The organism is Streptomyces sp. NPDC020983 (assembly GCF_044333485.1).
In the GTDB taxonomy this organism is placed as follows: domain Bacteria; phylum Actinomycetota; class Actinomycetes; order Streptomycetales; family Streptomycetaceae; genus Actinacidiphila.
In genome coordinates this window covers 55,759-72,618 of record NZ_JBIRRA010000005.1, presented here as the reverse complement: position 1 = coordinate 72,618, position 16,860 = coordinate 55,759, and the positions used below count along the sequence as shown (strand labels likewise).

The window sequence follows — 16,860 nt, the reverse complement described above, 5'->3', positions numbered from 1 at the left end:
GATGAGGGAGGATGGCAGTCAGACGTCACGAAGGGACTTCACGGTGAGCATCGACCCGTCCTCGATTCCTGATTTCGGGGGCCAGCCGGGCCCCCCGTCCGCCGGCAACAGCGGTGTGGTCATCCCCGACCAGGACCTGGTCAAGCAGCTGCTCGACCAGATGGAGCTGAAGTACCTGGTCGACGAGGAGGGTGACCTCGTCGCGCCCTGGGAGGACTTCCGCACGTACTTCATGTTCCGCGGCGAGGGCGAGCAGGCGGTCTTCGCCGTCCGGACCTTCTACGACCGTCCGTTCGAGGTCGACGACAAGGCGCAGCTGCACGAGGTCATCGACGACTGGAACCGCCGCACGCTGTGGCCGAAGGTCTACACCCACACCAACGACGACGGCGGCGTCCGCCTCGTCGGCGAGGCCCAGCTGATGATCGGCCTGGGCGTCGGCCTGGAGCACTTCGTGTCCAGCACGGTGAGCTGGGTGCGCGCGTCGATCGAGTTCGACAAGTGGGCCGTGGACACGCTGGGCCTGGCGAAGGACGCCGACGAGGCCGGCGACGGCGGCGAGGACTCCGCCGAGGACTGACCCCCGCCGCTCCGGGCACCGGCCCGTGCCCGCGGCACCGACGCAAGAGCCCGGCCCCCGTGCGGCCGGGCTCTTCCGCTCTCCCGCGCCGGTCCGCTCTCCCGCGCCGGCCGCGGGGTGACTCAGTCGGACTCCTCCAGCACGGAGAGCACGTTCCCCGCGGGGTCGGTGAACCAGGCGATGAGCGGGCCGCCGCCGCGGAAGATCCCCCGCTCGTCCGTCGGCAGCTGCTCGTACCGCGCGAAGCGCACTCCGCGCCGCCCCAGCTCGTCGACCGCCGCCTCGATGTCCGGGACGGGGAAGTTGAGGACGGTGAACGTCGCCGGCCGGTGGTCCGGCTTCGGATAGACCAGGACGTCCCGGCCGCCCGCGATGTGCAGTCTCAGCAGCCCGTTCTGCCGTGACACCTTCAGGCCCAGCGTGTCCCCGTAGAACGCCGCCGCGGCCTCGACGTCGTCCACCGAGAAGCCGCTGAAGGCCTTCGTCGACTCGAACATTTTCGCCTCCTGTAGATCGTGCCCACGAGTGCAGACCGGTCCCGGGCCGCGAAGTCATCGGTGCGGGCGCGAACGGGTGCGCGCCGGGCGCCGGGCAGGAGGAGAATCCCGGCTCATGGCCATCGACTACCGCAAGCCGCCCCGGATCGACTACCGCAAGCCGCCCCGCGCGGAGCGCGCCGGCGCAGGTCCCGCCGTCAGTCTGGAGAAGGTCGCCGCGAGCGCCCCCGGGCTCGTCAGCCTCTACAAGAGTGCGGCCGTCTCGCTGGACAAGCACCGGGTCGGCGGCGAGCGGGCGGCCGTGTACCTCGTGCTGGACCGCTCCGGCAGCATGCGGCCCTACTACCGCGACGGCTCCGTGCAGCACCTCGCCGAGCAGACCCTCGCGCTCGCCGCCAACCTCGACGACGACGGGGTGGTGCCGGTCGTCTTCTTCTCGACCGAGGTCGACGGCACCGCGGAGATAGGCCTCGGCGACTACCGGGACCGCATCGGCCCGCTGCACGAGTCGATGGGCCACATGGGCCGCACCAACTACCACCTCGCGATGCAGAAGGTGATCGACCACTACGAGGCCTGCGGGGCGGCCGACCCGGCGTTCGTCGTCTTCCAGACCGACGGCTCGCCGACGTCGAAGGCCGCCGCCGAGCATGTGCTGTGCGTGTCCGCGCGGCTGCCGATCTTCTGGCAGTTCGTCGGCTTCGGGGACGACGACTTCCGCTTCCTGCGCAAGCTCGACGACCTGCCGGTGCCGGACCGCCGGCCCGTCGACAACGCCGGGTTCTTCGCCGCGGGCAGCACCCCGAAGGCGCTCTCCGACGCGGAGCTGTACGACAGCCTGCTCCGCGAATTCCCCGACTGGCTCGCCGCCGCCCGCGCGGCGGGCATCCTGGCTCCCCGGGGATGACGGCGGCCGGGGGCTCCCGGGGGCTCCGCCGTCCCCCGAACGAGGGGCTTTGCATGAGCATGCGTTGGTGTGCATAATATTTCCATGTCCAAGGTCCTCACCTCCCTCCCTGTCGGCGAGCGCGTCGGCATCGCCTTCTCCGGTGGCCTCGACACGTCGGTCGCGGTCGCGTGGATGCGCGACAAAGGCGCTGTCCCCTGCACCTACACCGCTGACATAGGCCAGTACGACGAGCCCGACATCGCGTCGGTGCCCGGCCGTGCGAAGGCCTACGGCGCCGAGGTCGCGCGACTGGTCGACTGCCGTGCGGCGCTGGTCGAGGAGGGCCTGGCGGCGCTCACCTGCGGGGCGTTCCACATCCGCTCCGGCGGGCGGGCGTACTTCAACACCACGCCGCTCGGGCGCGCCGTCACCGGCACGCTGCTGGTGCGGGCGATGCTCGAGGACGACGTCCAGATCTGGGGCGACGGCTCCACCTTCAAGGGCAACGACATCGAGCGGTTCTACCGCTACGGCCTGCTCGCCAACCCGCACCTGCGGATCTACAAGCCCTGGCTCGACGCGGACTTCGTGACCGAACTCGGCGGCCGCAAGGAGATGTCGGAGTGGCTGCTCGCCCACGGGCTGCCCTACCGCGACAGCACGGAGAAGGCGTATTCCACCGACGCCAACATCTGGGGCGCCACCCACGAGGCGAAGACCCTGGAGCACCTGAACACCGGCGTCGAGACCGTCGACCCGATCATGGGCGTGCGGTTCTGGGACCCGTCGGTCGAGATCGCCGCCGAGGACGTGACGATCGGCTTCGACCAGGGCCGCCCCGTCAGCGTCAACGGCAAGGAGTTCGCGAGCGCCGTCGACCTGGTGGCCGAGGCGAACGCGATCGGCGGCCGGCACGGCCTGGGCATGTCCGACCAGATCGAGAACCGGATCATCGAGGCCAAGAGCCGCGGCATCTACGAGGCCCCCGGCATGGCGCTGCTGCACGCGGCCTACGAGCGCCTCGTCAACGCGATCCACAACGAGGACACCCTCGCGCAGTACCACACCGAGGGCCGCCGCCTCGGACGGCTGATGTACGAGGGCCGCTGGCTGGACCCGCAGGCGCTGATGATCCGCGAGTCCCTGCAGCGCTGGGTCGGCGCCGCCGTCACCGGCGAGGTGACCCTGCGGCTGCGGCGCGGCGAGGACTACTCCGTCCTCGACACGACGGGCCCGGCCTTCAGCTACCACCCGGACAAGCTGTCCATGGAGCGCACCGAGGACTCCGCGTTCGGCCCGGTGGACCGGATCGGCCAGCTCACCATGCGCAACCTGGACATCGCCGACTCCCGCGCCAAGCTGGAGCAGTACGCCCAGCTCGGCCTCGTCGGCTCCGGCAGCCTGGCCCTCGGCCCGGCGCAGGAGCCCGCGACGGGCCTCATCGAGACCATGCCCGAGCTGTCCGAGGGTGGCGCGGAGGTCATCGCCTCCCGCGGCGAGGCGGAGCCCGACGACGCGCTGCTGGACCGCGCGGCGATGGAGTCCGGCACCGACTGACCGTCGTCCCCGGGGATCCTGCCGGGCCGGCCCCCCGCGCGGAGCACCGCGCGCGGGGCCGGCCCGTGCCCGTTCAGCGCCCGATCTGCACGGTGACGCTCGCGGCGGACGCCGCCAGGTGCGCGTTCCCGGCGTACGCCAGCTGGTAGGTGACCGTTCCGTCGGTCGGCGGGGTGTCCGTCACGGTGAACGTGCCGTTCGCGCCCGTCGTCACGGCGGGCAGCGCGGTGCCGGCCGGGTTCGCCCGGTCGACCCGGGTGACCTGCACCGTCTGCCCAGCGACGTACACCGACGGGCCGCCGAGCGAGCCGGTCAGGGTGACCGTCCCGTGCCGGTGGACGCTCGCGGGCCCGGAGACGGTCAGGCTGGAGGCCGCCTGCGCCGGGTTCGCTATGACGTGCAGCACCGGATCCGCCCCGTACGGGTCGGCGCTTATGGCGAACAGCGTGCTGTTGTCGGGGGTGACGGCCAGACCCGCGTCCGCCTCGAACTCGTTGGGGGCGACCGGGTACGACACGACCGGGCTCGTGCTGCCGGGGGCGAAGACGAAGACCTGGTCGCCGTACAGGTTCTCCGACCCGGCGAACACGGTGCCGTCCGCGCCCATCGCGACCGCGTTGGGGTAGGTCGCCGTGGGGTACGCCCCGTCCGGGCTGAGGTCGGCCACCTTGAACACCTGGTGCTCGTACGGCGCGCCGCACGCCGTCACCACGTCCTTGCCGTCCGGGGTGATCGCCAGGTCCGCCAGATTGCTGCTGACCGTCGGCGACGTCAGGTAGAGCGGGCCGTGCAGCACCCGCGCGCTTCCGCCGGACACGTCGTAGCTGGCCAGCTCGGCCGGGCTCTGCCCGGGCTCGCCCGCCACCAGCTCGCCGCCCGGCGTGGCGGCGAGGATCGGGGCGCTGTACCAGCTGTCGCCCGTCGCCCTGAGGGTCACGGCGGCGGGGTCGGCGGCCGGGTCGACCGAGCCGATCCCGCCCTGCGCGGCACCGCCGTACCCGAACCACAGCCTGCCGGCACTCCACACCACCGACTGCGGGCCGGTGCCCGCGCCCGTGCCGTAGCGCGCCGTCTCGGTCAGCGTTCCGGTGTCGACGGCCGAGATCGCGTCCGCGCCGCCGAGCGCGGCGTACACCGTGCTCCCGTCCGGCGACAGCGCCAGCCCGTTCGCCCCCGTCTCCCCGTCGATCGTGGCGACCGTCCGCCCCGCGTAGTCGGTGACCAGGATGCTGCTGGACCCCTCCCCGCCGCTGATGAAGAGGTGCTGGTGAGCGGGGTCGACGAGCATGTGCGCGTAGTGGGGGATCGGCAGCACGACCGCCGTGGGAGCAGTCTGTGCGGAGGCGGTCGACAGGCCGAGCGACGCCAGCCCGGTCGCGACAGCGACGGCTGCGGCCTGTGAAGCACGCTTGGTGCGCATGGGACTCCTGACTTTCCGTTCGGTGATGGGCACTCAGGTTCGAGTGCAAGCCGAGTAGATCACCCACCACTGACAGCACCCCTGACACACCGGTGACACCGCCCCGGACCGGGCCCGGTCGCCGGGTCACCGGCGACGCCGGCGCGGGCAGGGCGGCGGCACACCCCGAAACGGGCGTCAGCTGCTGCCCGGCGGGTCCGCCAGGTCCCGGGCGAGACCGAGGAGATCGGGCAGGCGGAGGACCCGCTCGCCGGCGCCGGGGAGGGGGACGTGCAGGGGAGCGGTCCAGCGGGCGGGGATCGCGTCGAAGCCGTGGACGGCTCCGGCGAGGCCGACGGTGACCGCGGCCACGGTGTCGGTGTCGCCGCCGAGGTCGACGGCCGCGCGTACGGCGTCCTCGTACGAGGCGGTGGTGCGGACCGCCCACACCGCGGAGCCGAGGCAGGGCCAGACGGCACCGTTGAACTCGGTGGCCCGGTCCGGGTGCCAGTCCGGGCGCAGGACGACGGCGTAACGGTCCCGGTGCTCCGGACGGACGTGCGCGAGCGTGGACGGGACGGCGGCGAGCGGGTCGCCGCCCTCCAGCGCCACGCGCACGAGGTCGTGGAAGATCGCGGTGCCTTCCCAGGCGGCAGGGTCTCCGTGGGTGAGCGCGGAGATCTCGCGCGCGGCGCCCATGGTCACGTGCCGGCCGCGGCGTGCGAAGTAGACCGCGGACGTCGTGGCACGCATGAGGGCGCCGTTCCCGGCGGCCCGGTGGTTGCTCGCGAAGTGCGCAGCCGCTGCCGCGTCCCACGGCTTGCCGTTGCCCAGGACGTCCTCCGTCTGGAGGCCGATGTCCTTCGGCTCTGCGGCCGCCCACCGCTGGAAGCGGGCGAAGATGTCCGGGAGGTCGAGTCCGCGGCGTTTCAGCAGCGACTGGCCGAGGTGCACGGCCATCTGCGTGTCGTCGGTGGCCTCGCCCGGATCCCAGCCGCCGCCCCCGCACATCTCACCGCCCCCCGCGGGCGTCGGGAAGCGCGCGGAGAACGCCCCCGCGGGCCCGAACTCGAACGGCGCGCCCAGGGCGTCCCCGACCGCCGACCCGACGACGGCCCCTACGGCACGTTCCCTGCGGTCCATCAGCGCAGGCTACGCCGGAACTTCAGCCGCCGAACGCCTTGCGCAGACGCTGCGCGGCCTCGGTCAGGACGTCCTCGCGTTTGCAGAGGGCGAAGCGGACCTGGGTGCGGTCGGCGACGGGGTCGTCGTAGAAGACGGAGTTGGGGGATCGCGGTGATGAGCGCAGGGGGAGCCGGTCACCCGGGCCCACACTCCTCCTTCACGCACTCATGCGGTCACAGGGGCAGGTCGTCCGGCAGGAGGCGGAAGCACTTATGACGGCCCAGCGGGCGTAGGGCGCGGAAGTCGCGACGGTCCAGAGTGAGGATGGCATCGGTGTCGTAGTCCGCAGCCAGCGCGACGTTGACGGCGTCGGCCAGATCGAGGTCGAGCGACGCGTACCTGGCACGCAGGGATTGGGCGGTCGCCAGGTGAATCTCGGTGATCTCCGGCACGACGATGCGGCTCACCCGCATCCAGCGCCGGATGTCGTCGACGGCGCTGAGCGCGGCCTGCCGTCCCAACTCACGGGTGGCGACGTGGTCGATCTCAGCGAGAAGCAGCGGGGACATGACAAGGAGGCCGGCGGCTGCGAGGGCTTCACCGGCGCCTCGGTGTTCCGGATGGGCGGAGTCGAGCGCGGCCAGTAGCCCCGACGTGTCGGCAACGACGATGATCACTCGGCGGGCCTGGATTCCGTCTCGCGCCGAACGGCGTCCGCCACGGCGTCACGTACATCGCCCCCGGTCGGTGTGCGGCCGGAGCCCTCGAAGGTGCGCGAGAACAACGGCTCCTCCCAGACGCGGTTTGCCATGGCTGCCAAATGGATCCCTTGGCGGATGATCTCGGCTTCGCTGATCCCGCGACGGGCCGCCGCCTCCTTGATGATCGCGAGATCCTCGGGGTCCGCGTAGACGTTGGTGCGCTTCATGGACATGTACTAATGATAGTCCATGTACCAGGGGGCGTACATGGTGCAGCGCGTTGGCCGTCAGGGAGCTGCTCCTCGCCCCCAGGCTCGGATGACGACGGCGCTGTCGAGCAGCGGAGCCCGAACAGCCATCGCTGCCCCGGGGGGGTGCTGACACAGCACGACCCCACCGGTGGGCATGACCACACCACCCCGGACCCCTCCTTGGAAGACAAGATGCCGATCGTGCAGTTGCCTGTAATCCCTGGGGTCCATGAGGCGGAGTTCGCAGTCGAGAGCGACTATCTCCCTCACTTCGGACTCTTCGATCCGCCAATGGTCGACTTTTGATACCAGGGCCTTGATGCGTGTCCCGCATTGCTTCCGCGCATCCTGCAGGAAGCTGATGAGGGTACGCGGGACATACGCTCAGGCGGGCGTTATGTCACAGTCGGATCATCAGCCGCTCCAGGGCCGCCCGCAGGACGTCCTCGCGTTTGCAGAAGGCGAAGCGGACCTGGGTGCGGCCGGCGACGGGGTCGTCGTAGAAGACGGAGTTGGGGACGGCGACCACGCCGCAGCGTTCCGGGAGGGCGCGGCAGAAGACGAGGGCGTCGGTCTCGCCGAGGGGTGCGATGTCGGTCGTGATGAAGTACGTGCCCTGGGGGCGGTAGACCTCGAAGCCGGCCGCGGTGAGGCCGTCGGCGAGCAGGTCGCGCTTGGTCTGGAGGTCGTCGCGGAAAGCGGTGTAGTACGTGTCGGGGAGGGCCAGGGCCTCGGCGACGGCGTACTGGAAGGGGCCCGAGGCGACGTAGGTGAGGAACTGCTTGGCCGTCCGGACGGCGGCGACGAGCGCGGGGGAGCCGGTCACCCAGCCGACCTTCCAGCCGGTGAACGAGAAGGTCTTGCCCGCGGAGGAGATGGAGACTGTGCGGTCGCGCATGCCGGGGAGGGTGATCAGGGGGGTGTGGCGGGCGCCGTCGAAGGTGAGGTGCTCGTAGACCTCGTCGGTGACCACGATGAGGTCGCGCTCCACGGCGAGTTCGGCGATTGCCGTCAGCTCGTCCCGCGTGAGGACGGTGCCGGTCGGGTTGTGCGGGCTGTTGAGGAGGAGGACGCGGGTGCGCGGGGTGACCAGGTCGCGCAGCCGGTCCAGGTCGGGGCGGAAGTCGGGAGCGTGCAGGGTCAGCGGGACGCGGACTCCGCCGGCCATCGCGACGCACGCCGCGTAGGAGTCGTAGAAGGGCTCGAACGCGATGACCTCGTCGCCGGGTTCGAGCAGGGCGAGCATCGCCGCCGCGATGGCCTCGGTCGCGCCGGCCGTCACCAGGACCTCGGTGTCGGGGTCGAACTCCAGCCCGTAGAAGCGGCGTTGGTGGCCGACGATCGCCTGACGCAGCTCCGGAACGCCCGGCCCCGGCGGGTACTGGTTGCCGCGTCCGTCGCGCAGTGCCCTTACGGCGGCCTCCCGGACGGACTCCGGCCCGTCGGTGTCCGGGAAGCCCTGGCCGAGGTTGATCGCCCCGGTGGCGGCCGCGAGCGCGGACATCTCGGCGAAGATCGTCGTCCCGAGGCCTTCCAGCCTGCGGTTCAGCAGCGGCCTGCCGTTCATGTGTGCACCGTCCTCGGAAGTGATGCCGTGCGGGTGACGCCCCGCGCCAGACGATACGGGGCCGGTCCCGCGCCGTGCTGCTGCGCCGCTTGCCGGGGCAGCGGTGTATACCCCAAGTTTCTTGATCCTGTGCCTGGTTGGCCGTACCCGCCGCGAGCGGGGACCGGGGGCGTCAGGGTGGGCCCGGGTGAACACCTGACCCCGTGGGCGCTCCAAGGGATGGAAAGTGCGTACAGATCGGTAAAAACGCTGAATGTGACGAGCGATTCATGATTCCGTAGTTCCCGGACCCATTTCGAGGGCTTCGGCGGGGACCATTCGGAGGCTGCGCAGACTCCTTCCCTGGCCTCGCCGGCTCCTCGCGCCGCCGGGTCCAGGACCCCACGTGGGCACGAGCCGACGCGCGCCCGCCCCGTTGCCGGGCGCGACCGGCCCATGACATTCCACTGCGTGCTTGCGGAGCCGACCCATGCTCACCACCCTGCAAACCTCGTACACCGACACCCGCGCGGGCGACCTCGCGTGGTGTCTGGGCAAAGACCCGCTGCCCGCGCTCGCCGTGCTGAACGTCGAGGTCGGGGACGGCCGCCGGCTGCGCGCCAAGGTCGAATTACGCCTGCTGGGCGCCTCCCACCAGGTCCTGGTGGACGCGGCCGGCGGGGCCTGCTCGGAGACCGTGGCGTGCATGGCCGGCAGCCAGGCGCCGCTGCCCTTCGGCGTCGCCCGCCGGGTGGGGGCCTGGGACTACGAGTTCGCCGCGCGCATCGAGACGCTGTCGCAGGGCTCGTTCGCCGGCCGCGCCCAGGAGCTGCTCGCGCTGGTCGCCGACCACCCGCACGGCCTGGCCGGGACCTTCCCCGGCGACCCGCACGCGTTCACCGCGATGCTCGTGCAGTACGCGGAGGGGGGCGTGCGCTGGCGCACCTGGCACGCCTATCCGCAGGAGGGGCGGCTCGTCACCACCAGGACCCGGGTGAATGCGCTGGCCTGACCCGAATACCGCCCCGCCACGCCCGCGGCCGCCGATTTTGCACTCCTGTGGGTGACCGGCGAAGGCTCCACACTGACATAGCGTGCACTCATGATCGACCAGCGTCACCGTAGTGAACTCCCGTGCCTCACCCCGCGGTTACCAGTGACGGCACAGGCGGCTCGGGCGCTGGTGCTCACCGCCGTCTTCGTGTGCGCCGCCTGCGGGCTGGTGTACGAGCTCGAACTCGTCGCGCTCGCCTCCTCCCTGGTGGGCGACTCGGTCACGCAGGCGTCGGTGATCCTGTCGGTGATGGTCTTCGCGATGGGCTGCGGATCGCTGCTCGCAAAACGGTGGCGCGGCCGCGCCGCCGCCGCGTTCGCCGCCGTCGAGACCGGGCTGGCCCTCGTCGGCGGGCTGTCGGTGATGGTGCTCTACGCGTCCTTCGCGTGGTTCGGGCACGCCGGCGCGCCCATAGTGGGCTGCGCCTTCGCCATCGGCGTCCTCACCGGCGCCGAGGTGCCGCTGCTGATGACGCTGGTGCAGCGGGTACGGCGGCAGGACGCGGGCGGCGCGGTCGCCGACCTCTTCGCCGCCGACTACGTGGGGGCGCTCGTCGGCGGTCTCGCCTTCCCCTTCCTGCTGCTGCCGCACGCCGGTCAGCTCAGCGGCGCCCTCGCCACCGGCGCCGTCAACGCCGTGGCCGGCGGGGCGACCGTGCTGTGGCTCTTCCGCGGTGACCTGACCCGGCGCGCCCGCGGCTGGCTGCTGCTCGCGAACGTGCTGGTCCTCGCGCTGCTGGCGGGCGCCGCCGCCGTGGCCGGCCCCTTCGAGCGGGCCGCCCGCCGCGAGGTCTACGGCGGGGACGTGCGGGTCGCCGAGCAGTCCGGCGTCGAGGAGATCGTCCTCACGGGCGGCGAGACCCCCGGCGATCCGCTGCGGCTCTACCTCGACGGCCGCCTGCGGGTCTCCGGCGCCACCACCGCCCGCTACGCCCAGGCCCTCGTCCACCCGGCGATGAACGGCACCCGGGCCCGCGTGCTGCTGCTCGGCGGCGGCGACGGCCAGGCCCTGCACGAGGTGCTGCGCTATGCCGACGTCGGCGCCGTCACCGTCGTCCAGCCCGACGCCGAACTGCTCCGGCTGGCCCGCACCGACCCGGGCCTCAGCCGCGTCAACGGCCACGCCTTCGCCGATCTGCGGGTCCGCGCCGTCACCGCCGACCCCTTCGACTGGCTGCGCCGCGGCCGCACGGCGCCGTACGACGTGATCGTCGCCGACCTGCCGGGCCCGGGGACGACGGCCGGCGCCAAGCTCTACTCGCAGGAGTTCTTCGGGCTCGCCGCCCGTGTGCTCGCCCCCGGCGGGCGGCTCGCCGTGCACGCCGGGACGGCGGCGGGCGCGGCGCACACCTTCTGGACGATCGAGGCGACCGTGTCCGCGGTGGGGCTGCGCACCTCGCCGTACTGGCTGCCCGCGGCCCCGGGCGGCGCCCCCCTCGCCCCCGCCACCGCCGCCCCGCCGGACCAGGCCTACCTGCTCGCCGCGCGCACCGCCCCGCCCGTGCTGCGGCTGCCGCCCGGCACGCCGGCCACGCTCACCCCGCGCGCGCTGCGGCAGGCCGCCCGTGCCCCGCTCCCCACCCGCCCCGGCCGCGCCCTCCCGCCCTCGACCCTGCTGCGGCCGCGCGTCCCGGCGGGCTGAGGCGGGCGGCCCGACGCGTGCAGAAAGTGCCGGGCGCGGGAGCGTCATGCGCCCGGCGGGGTGGGTAGGCTCCGCCGCATGGAGCATGAGTCGTTCGTTCCGGGGATGACCACGGCGCGCATGGTGCAGGCCCTGCGCACGCCGGAGGTGGTGTCGGCCTGCCTGCCCGGCTGGCAGCCGGACGCCGCCGCGGGCGAGGGCGACGCGGGCGCCGCGGGTGCCGCCGCGGGGCGGCTGCGGCTGCGGGTGGGCGGGTCCACGATCACCTACCGGGGCACGGTCGCGGTGGACGGCACGGGGCCGGGCTTCACCCTGACGGCCGCCGGCACGGAGGTGCGCGGCGGGGGCGGCGTGACGGTGGCCGCCGAGCTGGGCGTCGTCGCGGCCGTGCAGCCCGAGCCCGGGGTGACGGTCGTGTGGCGGGGCGAGGCGGCAGGGCAGGGACGCATCACGACCTACGAGCCGGCGCTGGTGGAGGCGGCCGTACGGCGGCTCATGGACCGTTTCTGCGCGGATCTGGCAGCTCACGCGCCCGAGGCGGGACCGGACGCCGGGCCGGGCGCCGACCTGGAGGCCGGGGCGGCCGCGGCCGGGCCGGAGCTGGACGCGGACGCGAAGGCCGATGTCGTCGACGACGACGGCGAGCCGCTGCCGGCCGCCGAGCTGGAGGACTGCGACCTGGTCGAGGTCGAGGTGGAGGTCCCGGAGAGCGCGGCGGCGCTCGACGACCTCGTCCCGCCCGCCGAGGCCGCGCACGCCCGCCGGACGATGATCGGGCGCAGCGCGGAGGAGGTCGACCACGCCCCGCCGCGCGGGCGGTACGCGCCCGTGCCCGCACCGGACAGCCCTTCGGCCGCGGCCACCCTGCGCTGGGCGGCTCCGGTCGCGGCGGCGATCGTCGCGTCCGCGGTGGTGGTGGGGCGGGTGCTGCGGCGCCGCGGCTGAGGGCGGCTCGGGAGGGCGTACGGGGGCGTCAGTCCGCCGGCACCACCCGCCTGCGGGACCATAAGTGAACGTCAGAGGGCCCGCCCGCTAGGCTCGTGACGTGGAGAATGAGACGAAGCTGACGGCGGGCGACGCCGAATTGACCTTGGAGCCCGGGAACGGCTGCCGTATCGCCTCCCTCAAGGTCGCCGGGACGGAACTCCTGCGTCAGGGCGACCGGTTCGGCGCCTTTCTTATGGTGCCGTGGGCCGGCCGGACCGAGAACGGGACCTTCCGCAACGGCGGCGTCACCCACCAGCTCCCGGTGGACGCTCCGCCGCACGCCATCCATGGCACCGTGCGGCACCGCGCCTGGGAGGAGGCGGCCCCGGCCACCGCGACCACCGCCTCGTACCACGTCGAGCTGACCGAGCCGTGGCCCTACCCCGGCCGGGTCACCCACACCGTGGAGCTCGCCCCGCACTCGGTGAAGCTCACGCTGAGCGTCGAGGTGGCGCCGGGCGGCGACTCCTTCCCGGCGCAGGCGGGCTGGCACCCCTGGTGGAACCGCAACCTGGGCAAGGGCGGCCAGGACGTCGAGCTGGCCTTCCGCGCGGACTGGCAGGAGGAGCGCGGCGACAACCACCTCCCCAACGGCAACCGCGTCACCCCCCGCCCCGGCCCCTGGGACGACTGCTTCGGGATGCCCGACGGCGTCGACGTGACGCTGACCTGGCCCGGCGAGCTGCGGCTGGAGGTGCGGAGCCCGGCGCAGTGGGTCGTGGTCTACGACGAGCAGCCCGAGGCGGTGTGCGTCGAGCCGCAGTCCGGCCCGCCGAACGGCCTCAACACCGCGCCGCGCCTGGTCACCCCGATCGACCCGCTGGAGATCACCACCACCTGGAGCTGGCACCGCATCGGCTGACCTGCGGGGCGGGGCCGGGGGGCGGTGTGCGGCGGCCCCGGCCGGCGGGCCGGATACTGGTCGTCATGAGTGACGACGTACGCAGTGCACTGCTGCAGCAGATCCAGGACAAGGCCGTGGTGCACGGCAAGGTGACCCTCTCCTCCGGGCTGGAGGCCGACTTCTACATCGACCTGCGCCGCATCACCCTGGACGGCCAGGCCGCGCCGCTGGTCGGCCAGGCGATGCTGGACATGACCGCCGAGCTGGACTACGACGCGGTCGGCGGGCTGACGCTCGGCGCGGACCCGGTGGCCGGGGCGATGCTGCACGCCGCCGCAGCGCGCGGGAAGCGGCTGGACGCCTTCGTGGTGCGCAAGGCCACCAAGGCGCACGGCATGCAGCGCAGGATCGAGGGCCCGGACATCGCGGGCCGCCGCGTGCTGGTGGTCGAGGACACCTCGACGACCGGCGGCTCGCCGCTGACCGCCGTCGAGGCGGCGCGCGAGGCGGGGGCCCAGGTCGTCGCCGTCGCGGTCATCGTCGACCGCGGCGCCGAGCCGAAGATTACGGAGGCGGGTCTGCCGTATCTCGCGGTGTATTCGCTGGCCGACCTCGGACTGGACTGAGCGATCGCCGCCGCCGACCCGTGAAAGGGCCCGGCGGCGGCCAGGCCCGGCTGCGTACACCTCTCGAAAGCGCTGTGACCTGCGGTTTCGCCGGGCTTGGGGTGTTTCACGTGAAACACCCGGCCGTTCGCGGCGGATGACCCCGGCACCGAGGTGGTGTATCCGTTCGAGAATGGGAAGATAGGGCCGACGATGACGTCGCCACGCCTAGCACCACCACCCCGCGGAATCTGAGGAGCGGACACGATGCCCATCGCTACCCCCGAGGTCTACAACGACATGCTCGACCGGGCGAAGGCGGGGAAGTTCGCCTACCCGGCCATCAACGTCACGTCGTCGCAGACGCTGCACGCCGCCCTGCGCGGCCTGGCCGAGGCGGAGAGCGACGGCATCATCCAGATCTCCACGGGCGGTGCGGAGTTCCTCGGCGGCCAGTACCAGAAGGACATGGTGACGGGCGCGGTCGCGCTCGCCGAGTTCGCGCACGTCGTCGCCGAGAAGTACCCGGTCACCGTCGCCCTGCACACCGACCACTGTCCCAAGGACAAGCTGGACGGCTACGTCCGCCCGCTGCTCGCCATCTCCCAGGAGCGCGTGGCGGCCGGCCGCAACCCGCTCTTCCAGTCGCACATGTGGGACGGCTCCGCCGAGACGCTGGACGACAACCTCGCCATCGCCAAGGAGCTGCTGGCCCAGGCGGTCAAGGCCAAGATCATCCTGGAGATGGAGATCACCCCGACCGGCGGCGAGGAGGACGGCGTCTCGCACGAGATCAACGAGAGCCTCTACACCACCGTCGACGACGCCTACCGCACCGTCGAGGCCGTGGGCCTGGGCGAGCAGGGCCGCTACCTGCTGGCCGCCTCCTTCGGCAACGTGCACGGCGTCTACAAGCCGGGCAACGTCGTGCTGCGCCCCGGCATCCTCCGGGAGCTGCAGGACGCGGTCGCGCAGAAGTACGGCAAGGCCAACGCCTTCGACTTCGTCTTCCACGGCGGCTCCGGCTCCACGCAGGAGGAGATCGACGAGGCGCTGGAGAACGGCGTCGTCAAGATGAACATCGACACCGACCTGCAGTACGCCTTCACCCGGCCCGTCGCCGGCCACATGTTCCAGAACTACGACGGCGTGCTCAAGATCGACGGCGAGGTCGGCAACAAGAAGGCCTACGACCCGCGCGTGTGGGGCAAGGCCGCCGAGGCGGGCATGGCCGCGCGTGTCGTCGTCGCCGCCGAGAACCTGCGGTCGGCGGGCAACAAGCGCAAGTGACGTCCGGCCGTACGCGGACCGCGTACGGGTGAGGGCGGAGACCGACAGGGACCCCCGGCGGCCGCCGGGGGTCCCTTCGTGTGACGGGCCGGGACGCGGGCCGGGGGCTGCCCGCGCGGTGGGCGGGCCCGCGGGCCGGGCGTCCCTTCGCGCGGCGGCTCGGGCAGACTGGAGCCCATGGCAATCCACGAGAACCTGCTCGGGGGCCCGGCCCCCACGCACCTGCCCGACGACCCCGGGCCGCGCGAACTGCTCGCATCCGGCGCCGCGCCCGCCGATGTGGCGGCGAAGTACCCGGCCTCCTCGCTGGCCTGGGCGCAGCTCGCGGACGAGGCGTTCGAGGGCGGCCGGGTGGTCGAGTCCTACGCCTACGCCCGCACCGGCTACCACCGCGGCCTGGACGCGCTGCGCCGGGCCGGCTGGCGCGGCCACGGCCCGGTGCCCTTCGAGCACGAGCCGAACCGCGGCTTCCTGCGGGCGCTGCACGCCCTGGCCCGGGCCGCCCGGTCGATCGGCGAGCAGGAGGAGTACGAGCGCTGCACGGCCTTCCTGCGGGACAGCTCCCCGACCGCCGCCGACATCCTGGGCTGAGACCGCCCGCCTTCCCTCCGTCCGGCCCGATCTGCCCCCGTCGTCGCGTACCGTCCTCCCCGGCTTGCTCAGCGTGGAGGAATGTGACGGTACTGCCACAGGAGGGGGGCAGTCGGCCCGGCCGCGTATCTGTGTGCGATTGTTGGCCCCGACTGGTTGTCGTTAGCACGCACATGTGAGGGCGTGTCCGCAGGCAGCACAGGAGTGCCGCAGCGATCCGGGCCGGGCCCGGGCACCTGCGCACCCGGCTGCGCGTACGCAGGGGGAGCCGTGGCAGGACCGGACAGGCATCGGCGTGGGCGCCGGCGCGCGAAGAAACGCGCATCCATAGCCGGGCCGCTCGCCCTCGCCGCCGTCCTCGTGCTCGGGGCCGGTGCCGGATACGCCGCCTGGCACAAATCCCGCGCGAGCGAGGGCAGCGCGAGGCTCGGCACCGACTCCGTCCCCGCCACGACCACGCCGCCCGCCCCCGCCACCACGGCGGACGGCGACCGCAGCCCCTCGCCCACGCCGACCACCACCAGCCCCAAGCCCTCGAAGAAGGCCGCCAAGCCCACCGCGTCGGCGACCACGAGCGCGCCCCCCGCGTCCGTGCCCAAGCACGGCACCGGCTACTTCACCGTCGCCCGCGCCTCCGGTGCCGCCTCCGGCCAAGGCACCATCCGCCGCTACAAGGTCGAGGTGGAGGGCGGGATCTCGCTGTCCGCGACCGACGCCGCACACGAGATCGCCGTCATCCTCGCCGACCCGCGCGGCTGGACCGCCGACGGCCACGACGGCTTCCAGCTGGTCTCCTCCGGCCCCGCCGACTTCGTCATCAAGATCGCCACGCCCGACACCGTGGACCGCATCTGCGGCGCCGCCGGCCTGGACACCGGCGGCGAGGTCAACTGCGACGTCGGTGCCACCGTCGTGGTGAACCTCAAGCGCTGGATGCTCGGCTCGCCCGAGTTCGACGGCCCGATCGCCGGCTACCGCGCGCTCATCATCAACCACGAGGTCGGCCACCGCATCGGCCACCATCACGAGGGCTGCCCCGGTCCCGGTAAGCCCGCCCCGGTGATGATGCAGCAGATCAAGGGCCTGCACGGCTGCGTCGCGAACCAGTGGCCGTACGACTCCCAGGGGCGCTACATCTCCGGGCCGCCGGTCGCCTGAGGCGCCCGGGCGCCCGCCGCGGGGTCCGGCCGGGCCGTACGGGCCCGGCGGCGCGCCGGGAGGGACCGGCCCTTGCCGGATCAGCACGCACCGCCGATGATCGCGGCGTGGCCCGGTGATCCCGGGTACCCGCACACGGAGGTAC

At 72.9% G+C, this 16,860-nt stretch carries 18 protein-coding genes; 11 read left to right on the top strand and 7 right to left on the bottom strand.

The window, feature by feature from the left end; all coding sequences use genetic code 11:
* Positions 1-43 precede the first annotated feature (43 nt).
* On the top strand, positions 44-580 hold the full coding sequence (locus tag ACH4SE_RS12180; protein ID WP_398543261.1) for a YbjN domain-containing protein: 537 nt from the start codon (positions 44-46) through the stop codon (positions 578-580).
* 122 nt (positions 581-702) lie between these two features.
* On the opposite strand, the gene ACH4SE_RS12175 is transcribed toward ACH4SE_RS12180, so the two are convergent.
* Entirely contained in the window at positions 703-1,077 is a 375-nt protein-coding gene (locus tag ACH4SE_RS12175) for a VOC family protein (RefSeq protein WP_398543260.1), read from the bottom strand.
* A gap of 115 nt (positions 1,078-1,192) precedes the next feature.
* Here ACH4SE_RS12175 and ACH4SE_RS12170 point away from each other — a divergent pair, with 115 nt between their 5' ends.
* Positions 1,193-1,984: a vWA domain-containing protein gene (locus ACH4SE_RS12170; protein ID WP_398543259.1), complete on the top strand. Its 792-nt coding sequence runs from the start codon at positions 1,193-1,195 to the stop codon at positions 1,982-1,984.
* Between the two features lie 84 nt (positions 1,985-2,068).
* A complete protein-coding gene (gene argG, locus ACH4SE_RS12165; protein WP_398543258.1) occupies positions 2,069-3,523 on the top strand; it encodes an argininosuccinate synthase in 1,455 nt (484 codons plus the stop codon).
* 73 nt (positions 3,524-3,596) lie between these two features.
* Here the strand turns inward: argG and ACH4SE_RS12160 are convergent, their stop codons facing one another.
* From ACH4SE_RS12160 to ACH4SE_RS12135, 6 genes are all read right to left on the bottom strand, one after another.
* Positions 3,597-4,943: a hypothetical protein gene (locus ACH4SE_RS12160; RefSeq protein ID WP_398543257.1), complete on the bottom strand. Its 1,347-nt coding sequence runs from the start codon at positions 4,941-4,943 to the stop codon at positions 3,597-3,599.
* Between the two features lie 177 nt (positions 4,944-5,120).
* Complete coding sequence (locus ACH4SE_RS12155) at positions 5,121-6,065, bottom strand: ADP-ribosylglycohydrolase family protein (protein ID WP_398543256.1); 945 nt, start codon at positions 6,063-6,065, stop codon at positions 5,121-5,123.
* Between the two features lie 22 nt (positions 6,066-6,087).
* Positions 6,088-6,255, bottom strand: coding sequence for a hypothetical protein (locus ACH4SE_RS12150; RefSeq protein WP_398543682.1), 168 nt, complete (start codon positions 6,253-6,255; stop codon positions 6,088-6,090).
* A gap of 25 nt (positions 6,256-6,280) precedes the next feature.
* Positions 6,281-6,724 (bottom strand): PIN domain-containing protein, encoded by a 444-nt coding sequence (locus ACH4SE_RS12145; protein WP_398543255.1) that lies wholly within the window; start codon positions 6,722-6,724, stop codon positions 6,281-6,283.
* Positions 6,721-6,981 (bottom strand): CopG family transcriptional regulator, encoded by a 261-nt coding sequence (locus tag ACH4SE_RS12140; protein WP_398543254.1) that lies wholly within the window; start codon positions 6,979-6,981, stop codon positions 6,721-6,723. Before ACH4SE_RS12140 ends, ACH4SE_RS12145 begins: the two co-directional genes overlap by 4 nt.
* A gap of 418 nt (positions 6,982-7,399) precedes the next feature.
* Positions 7,400-8,566 (bottom strand): pyridoxal phosphate-dependent aminotransferase, encoded by a 1,167-nt coding sequence (locus ACH4SE_RS12135; protein ID WP_398543253.1) that lies wholly within the window; start codon positions 8,564-8,566, stop codon positions 7,400-7,402.
* Positions 8,567-9,035: 469 nt separating this feature from the next.
* Here ACH4SE_RS12135 and ACH4SE_RS12130 point away from each other — a divergent pair, with 469 nt between their 5' ends.
* The 8 genes from ACH4SE_RS12130 to ACH4SE_RS12095 all read left to right on the top strand — a co-directional run bounded on the left by ACH4SE_RS12130 (position 9,036) and on the right by ACH4SE_RS12095 (position 16,715).
* Positions 9,036-9,557 (top strand): DUF2617 family protein, encoded by a 522-nt coding sequence (locus ACH4SE_RS12130; RefSeq protein WP_398543252.1) that lies wholly within the window; start codon positions 9,036-9,038, stop codon positions 9,555-9,557.
* 90 nt (positions 9,558-9,647) lie between these two features.
* On the top strand, positions 9,648-11,240 hold the full coding sequence (locus tag ACH4SE_RS12125) for a polyamine aminopropyltransferase (protein ID WP_398543251.1): 1,593 nt from the start codon (positions 9,648-9,650) through the stop codon (positions 11,238-11,240).
* Between the two features lie 78 nt (positions 11,241-11,318).
* A complete protein-coding gene (locus ACH4SE_RS12120; RefSeq protein WP_398543250.1) occupies positions 11,319-12,185 on the top strand; it encodes an SRPBCC domain-containing protein in 867 nt (288 codons plus the stop codon).
* Between the two features lie 100 nt (positions 12,186-12,285).
* Positions 12,286-13,089, top strand: a complete 804-nt coding sequence (locus tag ACH4SE_RS12115; RefSeq protein WP_398543249.1) for an aldose 1-epimerase — start codon at positions 12,286-12,288, stop codon at positions 13,087-13,089.
* 65 nt (positions 13,090-13,154) lie between these two features.
* Positions 13,155-13,697, top strand: coding sequence for an orotate phosphoribosyltransferase (gene pyrE, locus ACH4SE_RS12110; protein WP_398543248.1), 543 nt, complete (start codon positions 13,155-13,157; stop codon positions 13,695-13,697).
* A 246-nt stretch (positions 13,698-13,943) separates the two neighbouring features.
* On the top strand, positions 13,944-14,966 hold the full coding sequence (gene fbaA / locus ACH4SE_RS12105) for a class II fructose-bisphosphate aldolase (protein ID WP_398543247.1): 1,023 nt from the start codon (positions 13,944-13,946) through the stop codon (positions 14,964-14,966).
* Between the two features lie 177 nt (positions 14,967-15,143).
* Positions 15,144-15,557, top strand: a complete 414-nt coding sequence (locus tag ACH4SE_RS12100; RefSeq protein WP_398543246.1) for a DUF3151 domain-containing protein — start codon at positions 15,144-15,146, stop codon at positions 15,555-15,557.
* Between the two features lie 270 nt (positions 15,558-15,827).
* Positions 15,828-16,715 (top strand): DUF3152 domain-containing protein, encoded by an 888-nt coding sequence (locus ACH4SE_RS12095; RefSeq protein ID WP_398543245.1) that lies wholly within the window; start codon positions 15,828-15,830, stop codon positions 16,713-16,715.
* Positions 16,716-16,860: the final 145 nt, after the last annotated feature.